Annotated in this window: 13 protein-coding genes; 8 read left to right on the top strand and 5 right to left on the bottom strand. The window is 64.6% G+C overall.

The genetic code is table 11. From position 1 onward, the window contains the following. Positions 1-24: 24 nt before the first annotated feature. Positions 25-1,140, top strand: coding sequence for a DNA-processing protein DprA (gene dprA, locus IF809_RS28615; protein WP_462839212.1), 1,116 nt, complete (start codon positions 25-27; stop codon positions 1,138-1,140). 93 nt (positions 1,141-1,233) lie between these two features. Here the strand turns inward: dprA and IF809_RS28610 are convergent, their stop codons facing one another. Next, complete coding sequence (locus IF809_RS28610) at positions 1,234-1,668, bottom strand: winged helix-turn-helix transcriptional regulator (RefSeq protein ID WP_453983498.1); 435 nt, start codon at positions 1,666-1,668, stop codon at positions 1,234-1,236. A gap of 83 nt (positions 1,669-1,751) precedes the next feature. Between IF809_RS28610 and IF809_RS28605 the strand changes: the two genes are divergently transcribed. Next, the gene (locus IF809_RS28605; RefSeq protein ID WP_453983497.1) at positions 1,752-2,360 is read left to right on the top strand and encodes an FMN-dependent NADH-azoreductase; all 609 of its coding nucleotides are present in this window, start codon (positions 1,752-1,754) and stop codon (positions 2,358-2,360) included. 69 nt (positions 2,361-2,429) lie between these two features. Here the strand turns inward: IF809_RS28605 and IF809_RS28600 are convergent, their stop codons facing one another. Both IF809_RS28600 and IF809_RS28595 read right to left on the bottom strand, forming a co-directional pair. Further along, positions 2,430-2,612 (bottom strand): hypothetical protein, encoded by a 183-nt coding sequence (locus IF809_RS28600; protein WP_462839211.1) that lies wholly within the window; start codon positions 2,610-2,612, stop codon positions 2,430-2,432. A 177-nt stretch (positions 2,613-2,789) separates the two neighbouring features. Further along, the gene (locus IF809_RS28595; protein ID WP_462839210.1) at positions 2,790-3,563 is read right to left on the bottom strand and encodes an SDR family oxidoreductase; all 774 of its coding nucleotides are present in this window, start codon (positions 3,561-3,563) and stop codon (positions 2,790-2,792) included. 121 nt (positions 3,564-3,684) lie between these two features. Here IF809_RS28595 and IF809_RS28590 point away from each other — a divergent pair, with 121 nt between their 5' ends. After that, the gene (locus IF809_RS28590; protein ID WP_462839209.1) at positions 3,685-4,164 is read left to right on the top strand and encodes a winged helix-turn-helix transcriptional regulator; all 480 of its coding nucleotides are present in this window, start codon (positions 3,685-3,687) and stop codon (positions 4,162-4,164) included. A 151-nt stretch (positions 4,165-4,315) separates the two neighbouring features. On the opposite strand, the gene IF809_RS28585 is transcribed toward IF809_RS28590, so the two are convergent. Then, the gene (locus tag IF809_RS28585) at positions 4,316-4,555 is read right to left on the bottom strand and encodes a hypothetical protein (RefSeq protein ID WP_128966674.1); all 240 of its coding nucleotides are present in this window, start codon (positions 4,553-4,555) and stop codon (positions 4,316-4,318) included. A gap of 226 nt (positions 4,556-4,781) precedes the next feature. On the opposite strand from IF809_RS28585, the gene topA reads away from it, so the two are divergent. From topA to IF809_RS28565, 4 genes are read left to right on the top strand one after another with little or no spacing between them, the layout of a single operon-like run. Continuing rightward, entirely contained in the window at positions 4,782-7,547 is a 2,766-nt protein-coding gene (topA, locus tag IF809_RS28580) for a type I DNA topoisomerase (RefSeq protein WP_462839208.1), read from the top strand. 7 nt (positions 7,548-7,554) lie between these two features. Continuing rightward, entirely contained in the window at positions 7,555-9,924 is a 2,370-nt protein-coding gene (rnr, locus tag IF809_RS28575; RefSeq protein ID WP_462839207.1) for a ribonuclease R, read from the top strand. Further along, the gene (locus IF809_RS28570) at positions 9,918-10,358 is read left to right on the top strand and encodes a DUF983 domain-containing protein (protein ID WP_128966677.1); all 441 of its coding nucleotides are present in this window, start codon (positions 9,918-9,920) and stop codon (positions 10,356-10,358) included. The genes rnr and IF809_RS28570 overlap by 7 nt, the downstream gene beginning before the upstream one ends. A gap of 25 nt (positions 10,359-10,383) precedes the next feature. Beyond that, the gene (locus IF809_RS28565; protein WP_128966678.1) at positions 10,384-11,133 is read left to right on the top strand and encodes an NUDIX hydrolase; all 750 of its coding nucleotides are present in this window, start codon (positions 10,384-10,386) and stop codon (positions 11,131-11,133) included. Here the strand turns inward: IF809_RS28565 and IF809_RS28560 are convergent. After that, positions 11,130-11,672: a hypothetical protein gene (locus tag IF809_RS28560; RefSeq protein ID WP_462839206.1), complete on the bottom strand. Its 543-nt coding sequence runs from the start codon at positions 11,670-11,672 to the stop codon at positions 11,130-11,132. The two genes, IF809_RS28565 and IF809_RS28560, sit on opposite strands and share 4 nt — an antisense overlap. A 294-nt stretch (positions 11,673-11,966) precedes the next feature. Here IF809_RS28560 and IF809_RS28555 point away from each other — a divergent pair. Next, positions 11,967-12,570: LLM class flavin-dependent oxidoreductase (locus IF809_RS28555; protein WP_462839205.1), on the top strand; the 604-nt coding region annotated here is incomplete at its 3' end.

Below are 12,570 nucleotides of genomic sequence, written 5' to 3'. Positions count from 1 at the left end.
TTGCCCACACCCTCAGGTTGCTCCATGCTGCGCCTGCAAGGAGACGCCGTGGACGCTATCAATCCCAATGTGGAGCTGACCGAGCAGGACCGGATCGACCGCCTGCGGCTGATCCGCTCCGACAATGTCGGGCCGCGCACTTTTCGCTCGCTGGTCGATCACTTCGGCACGGCGCGCGCCGCGCTGGAGCGGCTGCCCGACCTGGCGCGCCGCTGTAGCGTGGACGAAGCGAAGGCCGAGCTCGCCGCGAGCCGCCAATGCGGCATCGCCTGGCTCGCGCCCGAGGAGGACGGCTATCCGGCGCGTCTGGCGACGCTCGACGATGCCCCGCCGTTGCTCGCCGTGCGCGGCGACACCAGGACGTTGATGCGGCCGATGATCGCGATCGTCGGCTCGCGCAATGCCTCCGGCGCCGGCCTCAAATTCGCCGGCCAGCTCGCGCGAGAGCTCGGCGAAGCCGGCTTCATCACCATTTCGGGGCTCGCCCGCGGCGTCGACCAGGCTGCGCATCGCGCCAGCGTCGAGACCGGCACCGTCGCGGTGCTCGCCGGCGGCCACGACTGCATCTATCCGCCCGAGCATGGCGACCTGCTCGCCGCGATCCTCGAGCATCAGGGCGCTGCCATTTCCGAAATGCCGCTCGGCCACGAGCCGCGCGCCCGCGACTTCCCGCGCCGCAACCGGCTGATCTCGGGTGCCGCGCTCGGCGTGGTCGTGGTGGAGGCGGCGCACCGCTCGGGTTCGCTGATCACCGCGCGGATGGCCGCCGAACAGGGGCGCGAGGTGTTCGCGGTGCCCGGCTCGCCGCTCGATCCCCGCGCCGCCGGCACCAACGATCTGATCAAGCAGGGCGCAACGCTGGTCACGGAAGCGTCCGACATCATCAACGCGGTGCAGCCGATCATGGAGCGGCCGCTGATGATTCCCGCCCGCGAGCCCGACAGCGAACCGTTCGAAAGCGATCCGCAAGCGCACGATCGCGACCAGATCACTGACCTGCTCGGCCCCACCCCGATCTCGATCGACGATCTCGTGAGGATGTCCGGCGCCTCGGCCGCGATCGTGCGCACCGTGCTGCTGGAGCTTGAGCTTGCCGGTCGCCTCGAGCGTCACGGCGGCGGTCTGGTGTCGCTGATCTAGAAACGAATTGAGTTCTGTAGTTGCCGGCCCAGAGCTCGGCTCACCTCTCCCGTAGGGAGAGGTGATCCACTGAGAGCCGACCCAGCCGACGCTCTACGCGTTGTTGCGCTCGTCGAAGCGGGTGCGCGCGGAGGCAATCTGCTCCTGATGCTTGATCGCCCACTCGCCGAGCGCCTTCACCGGCTGCTGCAATCCGCGGCCGAGGTCGGTCAGCTCGTAATCCACGCGCGGCGGAATGGTCGGGAAGATCGTGCGCGTGACCAAGCCGTCGCGCTCGAGGCCGCGCAAGGTCAGGGTCAGCATCCGCTGCGAGATGCCGTTGATCATGCGCTTCAGCTCGTTGAAACGTTTCGGCCCGTCGCTGAGCATCATGATGACGAACACGCTCCATTTGTCGCCGACGCGGGACAGCACGGAGGCAACCCCGCGGCAGTCCGCGTGGTTGGGATCCGGCATGGGTTCGGGCCTTTGATTTGGCCTCGGCGCTACAGGCAAATCGCTGTGCTTCGGTTTCAATGATGTGCCCATGGCTCAAAAAAGTGCGTTCTTGCGGGGATTTTGACAGTCACTCATGTAGTGCGGGTTACAAATCTATACCATGGGTGACCCCAATGAAACTCCTCCATATCGACTCCAGCGTGCTCGGCCCCCACTCCGTTTCCAGGCAAGTCTCCGCCGCCATCGTCGACCGGCTCAAACGGGCGACCCCCTCGCTCCAAATCGTTTATCGCGACCTGGCCCAGATCCCGCTCGCCCACCTCTCCGGCTCGCATCTCGCGGTGGCCCAAGGCGCGCCTGCGCCTGCGGAACTCGCCCCCGACCTTGCCGCGAGCGCAGCGGTGCTCGACGAGTTTCTCGCGGCCGACATCGTCGTGATCGGCGCGCCCATGTACAATTTTACGATTCCGAGCCAACTCAAGGCCTGGATCGATCGCATCCTGGTGGCGGGGAAGACCTTTAGATACGGCGCGACCGGACCCGAGGGGCTTGCCGGCGGCAAGCGCGTGATCGTGGCGATTTCACGCGGCGGCCATTACGGCGCCGAGACGCCCTACGCGGCCGGAGAGCACCTCGAATCCTATTTGCGCTGGGTGTTCGGTTTTATCGGCATCACGAGCGTCGAATTCATCCCTGCCGACGGAATCCAGCTCGGCCCCGAGCATCGCGAGAAAGCGATCACCGGGGCGCTCGAGGCGGCAACGAGCCTCCGCGCCGCCTGAGGTCACGTCGACATCATCAGCCGCCAAAGCATCTGCGGCGGCTGATACACCAGCCGATGGTCCTCAATGCTAAATCCAATAGCCCTGTACGCCCAGGATGACGGCAACGAGGGACATGAGCAGGCCGATACCGGAAAAGATGGCGACCCCGATGAACTCTGATGTGTCGGAGCGTTTGGCGGGAACCGTGGAGCGTTCGGTGTAAATACGCGGTGCTGAAATCGGCGAAGCAATGCGGGCTGCTTTCGGCATAACGGACTCCTTTTAAAAATGAGTCTTTTGATCCCCGGCCCGTAGAAGGGTCTTTGCAACGCGCGCGAAGGTTCAACAAATCGCGCAAGCTTCCGAAAATACATCTCAAGAGACGAGGGAACCGGCCGGCGCAACCGTTTGCGGATTGCGGCGGCCGATTCAGCTTCAGATCACTGATCAGCCGCGATAGATCGGCGCGCCGCTCGGCGATGCCACCGCGCCGCCATCGACGAAGATCTCCTGGCCTTGAATGTGCGCGGCATCGTCCGAGGCAAGGAACAGCACTGTCTTTGCAATGTGATCCGGCTCGCCGATGCGGCCGAGCGGCGTCGACAATGCGATGCGCTTCTCGAACGCTTGCTCGGCTTCGGGCGTTGCGACTGCCGCGCCCCAGATCGGCGTGCGGATCGGGCCGGGCGCGACCACGTTGACGCGGATGCCGCGCGGCGACAGTTCCGAAGCCATGATCCGTGCCATCGCCCGCACGCCCGCCTTCGCCGCGCCGTAGGCCGAGTAGCCGGGAATGCCGAGTACTGAGATCACCGATCCGTTGAGGATGATCGAAGCGTTGTCATTGAGATAAGGCAGTGCCGATTGCACCGTGAAGAACACGCCGGTCAGGTTGGTGCTGATCACCTTCTCGAACGTCTCGAGCGTCGCCGAGCCGAGCGGCGTGCTGCCGGGAATGCCGGCGTTGGCGAACACGATGTCGAGCTTGCCGAATTTTTCCGCGCCTTGCCTGATCGCAGCCTCGGTCGCCGCGACGTCGGTCGCGTCGGCGACAACGGCCAGCGCATTCGCCCCCAGCTCCTTCGCGGCAGCATCCAGCGTCGCCTTGTTGCGTCCGCTGATGATCACCTTCGCTCCCTCGGCCACGAACAACTTCGCCGTCGCCAATCCAATGCCGCCATTGCCGCCGGTAATCAGGGCCGTCTTACCTTTCAGTCTCACGCTCGCCTCCGACTAGTTGCATAATTAAACCAGATTGCCATCTAGGCTTTTTGGTTTTATAATGCAACCACACAAGCGCGTGATCGGCGCTCAGCTGCGCGAACGCGGCAGGATGAAAGCGATGGTGAAACGAACCAGTTTCGAAGGCGATTCATGCCCGATCGCGCGCTCGCTTGAGGCGCTCGGCGATTGGTGGTCGCTCTTGATCATTCGCGAGGCGTTGTTCGGGCTGCGTCGCTTCGGCGAATTCCAGAACAAGCTCGGCATGGCCAAGAACATCCTGGCGGCGCGGCTGCGCTCCCTCGTCGACCACGGCATTCTCGCGACCGCCCCTGCCTCCGACGGCAGCGCCTACCAGGAATATGTGCTGACGCTGAAGGGCCGCGGCACCTTCCCGATCCTGGTGGCGCTCCGGCAATGGAGCGAGGAATTCGACGACCACCCCGAGGAGATCGCGACCATCCTGGTCGATCGCGCCAGGGGACGCCCGGTGAAGAAGCTCGAAATGCGCGCCGAGGACGGGCGATTGCTGAGTCCCGCCGATACCACGCTGAAGCCGCGGTCCGCACCGCGACGGCGGAGCAGTGCGCTCAACCGTTAATCCGTCACCCTGAGGTGCTCGCCCCTTCGGGGAGCCTCGAAGGGCGACGGCCCGGCTGACAGCTCGGCGGCACATCCTTCGAGGCTTCCGGCGCGATGCTTCGCATCACGCCGCTCGCACCTCAGGGTGACGGGACTAACGAAGGCCCCCTTCACGACAGCTTGCGCTTGCTCCGCAGCCGCAGATGCTCGTCGGCTTCGAGCTTGGTCATCCCCAAGAGATAATGCAGCACATCGAGCTTGTGCCGTTCGGCGAGCTTGCGCAAGGCGCCGACCTGCTCGGCGATGAAAGCCACGGCTTCATCGACGCCGCCCTCCCCCGGTTCCTCGCTGCGCGACCCTGCCCGCGCGCCTGAAGCGGCGCGCGCCCGTTTCTTTCCTGGCTTTGCCACCAGCCCCACCCGAATCCATGCCCCACGGAAACCTTACGCCGACATCGGCCACAACTCAAAGGTGGTATTTCGCAACTTTCTCGATATGAAACTTTTCCCAATTCGGGGGCTTTCAACACCCCTCGATTTGACAGCGGCGGCCTCACCACCCATGTTCGGGGCGAAACGGCCGACCCGAATCTTGTCGATTTCGGCCTCAGATTTCCCCGTAAGTTACTGGAACTACATGAATATCGTCATTGTGGAGTCGCCGGCGAAAGCCAAGACGATCAACAAATATTTGGGCTCGTCCTATGAGGTTCTGGCCTCGTTTGGCCATGTCCGCGATCTCCCGGCGAAGAACGGTTCCGTCGATCCCGACGCCAATTTCAAGATGATCTGGGAGGTCGACCCCAAGGCAGCTGGCCGGCTCAACGACATCGCCAAGTCCCTGAAGGGTGCCGACCGCCTGATTCTGGCCACCGACCCTGATCGCGAGGGCGAGGCCATCTCCTGGCACGTGCTGGAGGTGATGAAGGAGAAGCGCGCGCTGAAGGATCAGAAGATCGAGCGCGTGGTGTTCAACGCCATCACCAAGCAGGCCGTCACGGACGCGATGAAGCATCCGCGCCAGATCGACGGCGCGCTGGTCGACGCCTATATGGCGCGCCGTGCGCTCGACTACCTGGTCGGCTTTACTCTCTCTCCCGTGCTGTGGCGCAAGCTTCCGGGCGCCCGCTCGGCCGGCCGCGTGCAGTCGGTGGCGCTGCGCCTGGTCTGCGACCGCGAACTCGAGATCGAAAAGTTCGTGCCGCGTGAGTACTGGTCGCTGATCGCTGCGCTGCTGACGCCGCGGGGCGAGGCCTTCGAGGCGCGTCTGGTCGGCGCCGACGGCAAGAAGATCCAGCGTCTCGACATCGGCACCGGCGCGGAAGCCGAAGACTTCAAGAAGGCCCTGGAGCTGGCGACCTATGCGGTCACGGCGGTCGATGCCAAGCCGGCGCGCCGCAATCCGCAGGCGCCCTTCACCACCTCGACCTTGCAGCAGGAAGCCAGCCGCAAATACGGCTTTGCGCCCGCGCACACGATGCGCATCGCCCAACGCCTCTACGAAGGCATCGACATCGGCGGCGAGACCACCGGCCTCATTACTTATATGCGTACCGACGGCGTGCAGATCGCCCCCGAGGCGATCACCCAGGCGCGCAAGGTGATCGGCGAGGAGTACGGCAAGGCCTATGTGCCCGACGCCCCGCGCCAGTACCAGGCCAAGGCCAAGAACGCCCAGGAAGCGCACGAAGCGATCCGCCCGACCGACCTCTCCCGCCGTCCTGATAGCATGAGCCGCAAGCTCGATTCCGATCAGGCGCGGCTATATGAGCTGATCTGGAAACGCACCATCGCGAGCCAGATGGAATCCGCCGAGCTCGAGCGCACCACCGTCGATATCACGGCGAAAGCCGGCGGTCGCACCCTGGAGCTGCGCGCCACCGGCCAGGTCGTCAAGTTCGACGGCTTTCTGACGCTCTACCAGGAAGGCCGCGACGACGAGGAGGACGAAGACTCCCGCCGGCTGCCCGCAATGAGCCAGGGCGAGGCGATCAAGCGCGAGTCACTGTCGGTCACCCAGCATTTCACCGAGCCGCCGCCGCGCTTCTCCGAGGCTTCGCTGGTCAAGCGGATGGAAGAGCTCGGCATCGGCCGGCCCTCGACCTATGCCTCGATCCTCCAGGTGCTGAAGGACCGCGGCTACGTCAAGCTGGAGAAGAAGCGTTTGCACGGCGAGGACAAGGGCCGCGTCGTGGTCGCATTCCTCGAAAGCTTCTTCAACCGCTACGTCGAATACGATTTTACGGCCAATCTGGAGGAGCAGCTCGACCGCATCTCCAACAACGAAATCTCCTGGCAAGAGGTGCTGAAGGATTTCTGGACCGGCTTCATCGGCGCGGTCGACGAGATCAAGGATCTGCGCGTCGCACAGGTGCTCGACGTGCTCGACGAGATGCTGGGTCAGCACATCTATCCGCCGCGCGCCGATGGCGGCGATATTAGGCAGTGCCCGAGCTGCGGCACCGGCCGGCTCAATTTGAAGGCCGGCAAGTTCGGCGCCTTCGTCGGCTGCTCCAACTATCCGGAGTGCCGCTACACGCGGCAGCTCGCCGCCGACAGTGAGCAGACCGCCGACCGTTCGCTCGGCCAGGATCCCGACACGGGCCGCGATGTCTGGGTGAAGGCCGGCCGCTTCGGCCCCTACATCCAGCTCGGCGAGCAGAAGGATTATGAGGAAGGCGAGAAGCCGAAGCGCGCGGGCATCCCCAAGGGCACCTCGCCTGCCGATGTCGACCTCGAGCTTGCGCTGAAGCTGTTGTCGCTGCCGCGCGAGATCGGCAAACATCCGGAGACCGGTCAGCCGATCACGGCGGGCCTCGGCCGCTTCGGGCCGTTCGTGAAGCACGAGAAGACCTATGCCAGCCTCGAGGCCGGCGACGAGGTCTTCGACATCGGCCTCAACCGCGCCGTGACGCTGATCGCGGAGAAGGTCGCCAAGGGGCCGAGCCGTCGCTTCGGCGCCGATCCCGGCAAGGCGCTCGGCGACCATCCGACGCTCGGCACCGTCACCGTGAAGAGTGGCCGGTATGGCGCCTACGTCACCGCTGGCGGAGTCAACGCGACGATTCCGGCCGAGTTCGAGAAGGACACCGTCACGCTGGCACAGGCGATCGCGTTGATCGACGAGCGCGCGGCCAAAGGCGGCGGGAAGACCAAGGCAAAGAAGGCAGCGAAGCCGGCCAAGGCCAAGAAAGCTGTAGAGAAAGCTGCGGACGGCGAGGACGCCGCGCCGAAGCCGAAGAAAGCGGCCGTGAAGAAAGCGGCCAAACCGAAAACCGAATCCACCAGCAAGGCGCGCGCAGGCGTGGCGCCGACGGCCAAGACTTCAGCGGTCAAGACCTCGGCGACCAAGCCAGCTGGCGCAGCCAAAGCTCCGGCCAAGAAGAGTGCCGGCACCAATTAGAGGTTAAGTGAAACGCAAGAATGACCGTGGCTTTCCCGAGAGGCAGGCCATCGTCGCCTTCATCAAGGCACATCCAGGAAAGGTCGGAACCCGCGACATCGCGCGCGAGTTCGGCCTGAAGAACGCCGATCGCATCGAGCTCAAGCGCATTTTGCGCGAGCTTGCCGATGACGGCACCATCAAGAAAAAGCGCCACACCGTCTCCGAGCCGGACAGCCTGCCGCCGACGCTGGTCGCCGACATCACCCTCCGTGACCGCGACGGCGAGCTGATCGCCTCCCCCACCGAATGGGACGAGGTCGAGAGCGGCGAACCGCCAAAGATTCTCATCGAGATGCCGCGCCGGCCCAAGCCCGGCACCGCCGCAGGCGTAGGCGATCGCGCGCTGCTGCGGGTCGAACGCACGGACGAGACCGAGGGACCGGCCTATCGCGGCCGCGTCATCAAGGTGTTCGACAAGGCCAAGAGCCGCATCCTCGGCGTGTTTCGCGAGCTCCCCGAAGGCGGCGGACGGCTCGTGCCCGTCGACAAGAAGATGGCGGACCGCGAGCTGAACATCGCTCCCGCCGACACCAAGGGCGCGCAGGACGGCGATCTCGTCAGCGTCGATATCGTTCGCACCCGCAGCTTTGGCCTCGCCTCCGGCCGGGTGAAAGAAAAGCTCGGCTCGGTCAAGAGCGAGAAGGCGATCAGCCTGATCGCGATCTATGCCCACGACATTCCGCTGCAATTTTCTTCCGCCGCCGAGCGCGAGGCGGAAGCGGCCGAGCCCGCCAATCTGAAGGGACGCGAGGACTGGCGCGACGTTCCGCTCGTCACGATCGATCCGCCCGACGCCAAGGATCACGACGACGCGGTGCATGCGCAGGCAGACCCCGATCCGAACAACAAGGGCGGCTTCATCGTCGATGTCGCCATTGCCGATGTGAGTTTTTACGTGCGGCCGGGCACCGCGCTCGACCGCGATGCGCTCGACCGCGGCAATTCGGTTTATTTCCCCGACCGCGTCGTGCCGATGCTGCCCGAGCGCATCTCCAACAATCTCTGCTCGCTGGTGCCGGGCGAGCCGCGCGGCGCACTCGCCGTGCGGATGATCATTGCGCCTGACGGCCGCAAGCGCTCGCACAGCTTTCATCGCATCCTGATGCGTTCAGCCGCCAAGCTGAATTACGCGCAGGCACAAGCCGCGATCGACGGCAGGCCTGATGACACCACCGGCCCCCTGCTCGATCCGATCCTGAAACCGCTTTACGCCGCCTACGCCTGCGTCAAGCGTGCACGCGACGAGCGCGATCCACTCAATCTCGATCTGCCCGAACGCAAGATTCTCCTCAAGAGCGACGGCACGGTCGACCGCGTGGTCGTCCCTGAACGGCTCGACGCGCACAAGCTGATCGAGGAGTTCATGATCCTCGCCAACGTCGCCGCGGCCGAGATGCTGGAGAAGAAATCGCTCCCGCTGATCTACCGCGTGCATGACGAGCCGACGCTGGAGAAAGTCCACGCGCTCTCCGAATTCCTGGAGACGCTCGACGTTCCCTTTGCCAAATCAGGTGCGCTGCGTCCCACGCTGTTCAACCGCGTGCTGGCCCAGCTCGAAGGCCATGATTATTACCCGCTGGTGAGCGAGGTCGTGCTGCGCGCGCAGGCGCAGGCCGAATACTCCTCCGAGAATTACGGGCATTTCGGCCTGAACCTTCGCCGCTACGCGCATTTCACCTCGCCGATCCGCCGCTATGCCGACCTCGTCGTGCACCGCGCGCTGGTCCGCGCCCTCGGCCTTGGCGAAGGCGCGCTGCCCGACAGCGAGACGCCTGAAACGCTCGGCGAAGTGGCCGCGCACATTTCGCTGACCGAGCGTCGCGCGATGAAGGCGGAGCGCGAGACCGTGGACCGCCTGATCGCCCATCACCTCGCCGACCGCATCGGCGCGAGCTTTCAGGGCCGTGTCTCCGGCGTCACCCGCGCAGGGCTGTTCGTCAAGCTGAGCGAGACCGGTGCCGACGGACTGATCCCGATCCGGTCTCTCGGCACGGAATATTTCAATTATGACGAGAGCCGCCATGCGCTGATCGGCACGCGCAGCGGCACCATGTACCAGCTGGGCGACGTCGTCGACATCAGGCTGATCGAAGCTGCTCCCGTCGCCGGCGCGCTGCGTTTCGAGCTGCTGTCATCCTCCAGCGAGACCAGCCCGCGCGAGCGCAGGCGTCCCGGCGGGCAACGCCGCCCCTCGTTCAAGGCCCATCCCGGCCGCAGCCCGGATAAAAAACGCAAGCCGCCGAAATTAAAATCCGGCAAAGCGAAGGGCAAAGGAAAGAACAAGGGCAAGAGTAAAGGGACCAAGGGCAAAGGGAAGAAGGGCAAGGCATGGTGACGATGAGCACAGTTCCCAAGATCTGGACGCGCGAGACCGGCCTCGTCGAGAAGCGCGATCTCTTTGCCGCGATGAAACGCGGTTTCCGCGGCCGCTGCCCGCGCTGCGGCGAGGGAAAGCTGTTTCGCGCCTTCCTGAAGACCGCGGACAATTGCTCGGTCTGCGACCTCGACTTCACGCCGCATCGCGCCGACGACCTGCCCGCCTATCTCGTCATCGTCATCGTCGGCCATATCGTCGTGCCCACGATCCTCTGGATCGAGACCAATTACACGACGCCGGTCTGGCTCAGCTTCGTGGCCTATCTGCCCTTCACCTTCTTCGCCTCGCTCGGGCTGTTGCAGCCGGTGAAGGGAGCTGTGGTCGGCTTGCAATGGGCTCTGCGCATGCACGGGTTTGACGACAACCCGCCGGATGGTATTCCGCCTGTGTAAGCAAAAAAAGCGTTCGGGTGAGGACATGACGGATATTGCGCAAGCCGAGGAGAAGGCCAAGGTCCACGAGGGGAAGGAGGCCGACCACCATCCTTATTTCCGTCCGAAGGATGCGGCCACGCTGATCCTGGTCGATCGCAGCAGCACTGTGCCGAAGGTGCTGGTCGGCAAGCGCCACGACAAGGTGGTGTTCATGCCCGGCAAGTTCGTCTTTCCCGGCGGCCGCGTCGACAAGGACGATCATCGCGTGCCGGTCGCAGCACCGATCACCGCGGAGCTGGAAGCCAATCTCGCCAAGGGCAGCCCGAAGACGCCGGCCTCACGCGCCAAGTCGTTGGCCATTGCCGCGATCCGCGAAGCCTGTGAGGAGACCGGCCTCTGCCTCGGGCGCAAGGCCGAGGGCAAGGCCAGGCTCGAAGGTCCGTGGCAGCCTTTCGCGGATGCGGGCCTCTTGCCCGATCCCTCCAGCCTGTTCCTGATCGCGCGTGCGATCACCCCGCCCGGCCGCGTCAAGCGCTTCGACACGCGCTTCTTCACGGCGGATGCGTCCGCGATCACCCATCGCGTCGAGGGCGTGATTCACGCCGATGCCGAGCTGGTCGAGCTGGTCTGGGTCGAGCTTGGCTCCAAGCCCCTCGCCGATCTGCATCCGATGACGCGCAACGTGCTCAACGAGCTCGACGCGCGCCTTGCCACCGGTCCCTTGCGCCATGACGCGCCGGTGCCGTTCTTCCATTTCTACGGCGGCAAGATGCAGAAGGACATTTTGGGCTAGTCCTCATCCGGCTCGGTGCCGACATAGTCCCGCGCCGGCAGCTTCAAGAGGCGACCGATCTCGCTGGCGAGCCTGTCCGCCTCCTCGCGCCTGGTAAAACTCTGAAGCATGATCGGCTCGGTGCCCTTGCCGCCGCAGAGGTTGACGTCGTAGGTCGTCAGCTCAGGATCATAGTCGTCGGTAATGCTGATGAAGTGATACTCGGCGAGATCGCGCTGCTTGCGGATGTTCAAAGGGCCGAACTGCCTGGTGATGACGATCTGGCGCAACGCGTCGTTGAGCACGACGAAATAGCGGAACGTCAGCAGGATCACGCCGGGAATGCCGATCAGCAGTCCGAGGCCCGTGAACACCAGCACCGGCACGAGATCGTCCGCCAGCCTGCCGAAGCCGGAGAAATCCTGGCGCAGGCCGAGCGCGACGTTCCAGAGCAGATAGGCGCTCGCCGCGAGCAGCGGCAGCGACAGCAGCCGGCCGAACCAGGGCATCGGCCGGTCGATCCGGACAACGCCGCCGTCCACGCTCATCGCGCTGGCCATGAACAATCTCCTCGGGAATGAAGGTCATGACTTGGTCGGGCTGAGCGGCGGATTGGTTCGATGGCCCCTTCTGTCATTCCGGGGCGCGCCCTTTGGCGCAAACCAGGAATCCATCCCTCGTCGGTCACCGCGGCCCCATGGATTCCGGGCTCGCGCTAGGCGCGCCCCGGAATGACGGAATTGTGCTGAGCACGTCGCGAAAAACAAAAGAATCTTCCCTTCCCCACCAATGGCGGAGTTCCCCGGCGTGCCTATGTCTTTCCACAACGACACCAGAACGGGATTTTGGGCGCGATGGCACAACGGCAACTCAAGCTTGGCGCGTTCATGCGCCCGATCAGCATCCACACCGGCGCCTGGCGCTATCCCGGCGCCTGGCCCGACGCCAATTTCAACTTCGCCCACATCAAGACGCTGATCCGGAAGCTCGAGGCCGGCAAGTTCGACGCCTTCTTCATGGCCGATCACCTTGCCGTGCTGAACATGCCGATCAATGCGCTCAAGCGCAGCCACACCGTGACCTCGTTCGAGCCGTTCACACTGCTCTCGGCGCTCTCGGCTGTCACCGAGCGCATCGGCCTGATCGCGACCGGCTCGACCACGTTCGACGAGCCCTTTCACGTCGCCCGCCGCTTCGCCTCGCTCGACCACATCAGCGGCGGCCGCGCGGGCTGGAACATCGTCACCACCTCGAACCCGGACGCGGCGCTGAATTTCGGCCTCGACGACCACATGGAGCACGCCGAGCGCTACAAGCGCGCCCGCGAGTTCTACGACGTCGTCACCGGCCTGTGGGATTCCTTCGCCGATGATGCCTTCGTGCGCGATGTCGAGAGCGGGTTGTTCTTCGATCCCGCGAAGATGCATGTGCTCGACCACGACGGCAAATATCTGAAGG

It is taken from the genome of Bradyrhizobium sp. UFLA06-24 (assembly GCF_054967145.1).
The sequence above is the reverse complement of the archived record's forward strand: the minus strand, read 5'-3'. Positions and strand labels throughout refer to the sequence as shown.

Excerpts from the sequence above, each read along its gene's own strand:
- dprA (WP_462839212.1), top strand. The coding sequence starts at position 25 with ATGCTGCGCCTGCAAGGAGACGCCGTGGACGCTATCAATCCCAATGTG.
- IF809_RS28610 (WP_453983498.1), bottom strand. The coding sequence starts at position 1,668 with ATGGGCACATCATTGAAACCGAAGCACAGCGATTTGCCTGTAGCGCCG.
- IF809_RS28605 (WP_453983497.1), top strand. The coding sequence starts at position 1,752 with ATGAAACTCCTCCATATCGACTCCAGCGTGCTCGGCCCCCACTCCGTT.
- IF809_RS28600 (WP_462839211.1), bottom strand. The coding sequence starts at position 2,612 with ATGCCGAAAGCAGCCCGCATTGCTTCGCCGATTTCAGCACCGCGTATT.
- IF809_RS28590 (WP_462839209.1), top strand. The coding sequence starts at position 3,685 with ATGGTGAAACGAACCAGTTTCGAAGGCGATTCATGCCCGATCGCGCGC.
- topA (WP_462839208.1), top strand. The coding sequence starts at position 4,782 with ATGAATATCGTCATTGTGGAGTCGCCGGCGAAAGCCAAGACGATCAAC.
- IF809_RS28570 (WP_128966677.1), top strand. The coding sequence starts at position 9,918 with ATGGTGACGATGAGCACAGTTCCCAAGATCTGGACGCGCGAGACCGGC.
- IF809_RS28565 (WP_128966678.1), top strand. The coding sequence starts at position 10,384 with ATGACGGATATTGCGCAAGCCGAGGAGAAGGCCAAGGTCCACGAGGGG.
- IF809_RS28560 (WP_462839206.1), bottom strand. The coding sequence starts at position 11,672 with ATGGCCAGCGCGATGAGCGTGGACGGCGGCGTTGTCCGGATCGACCGG.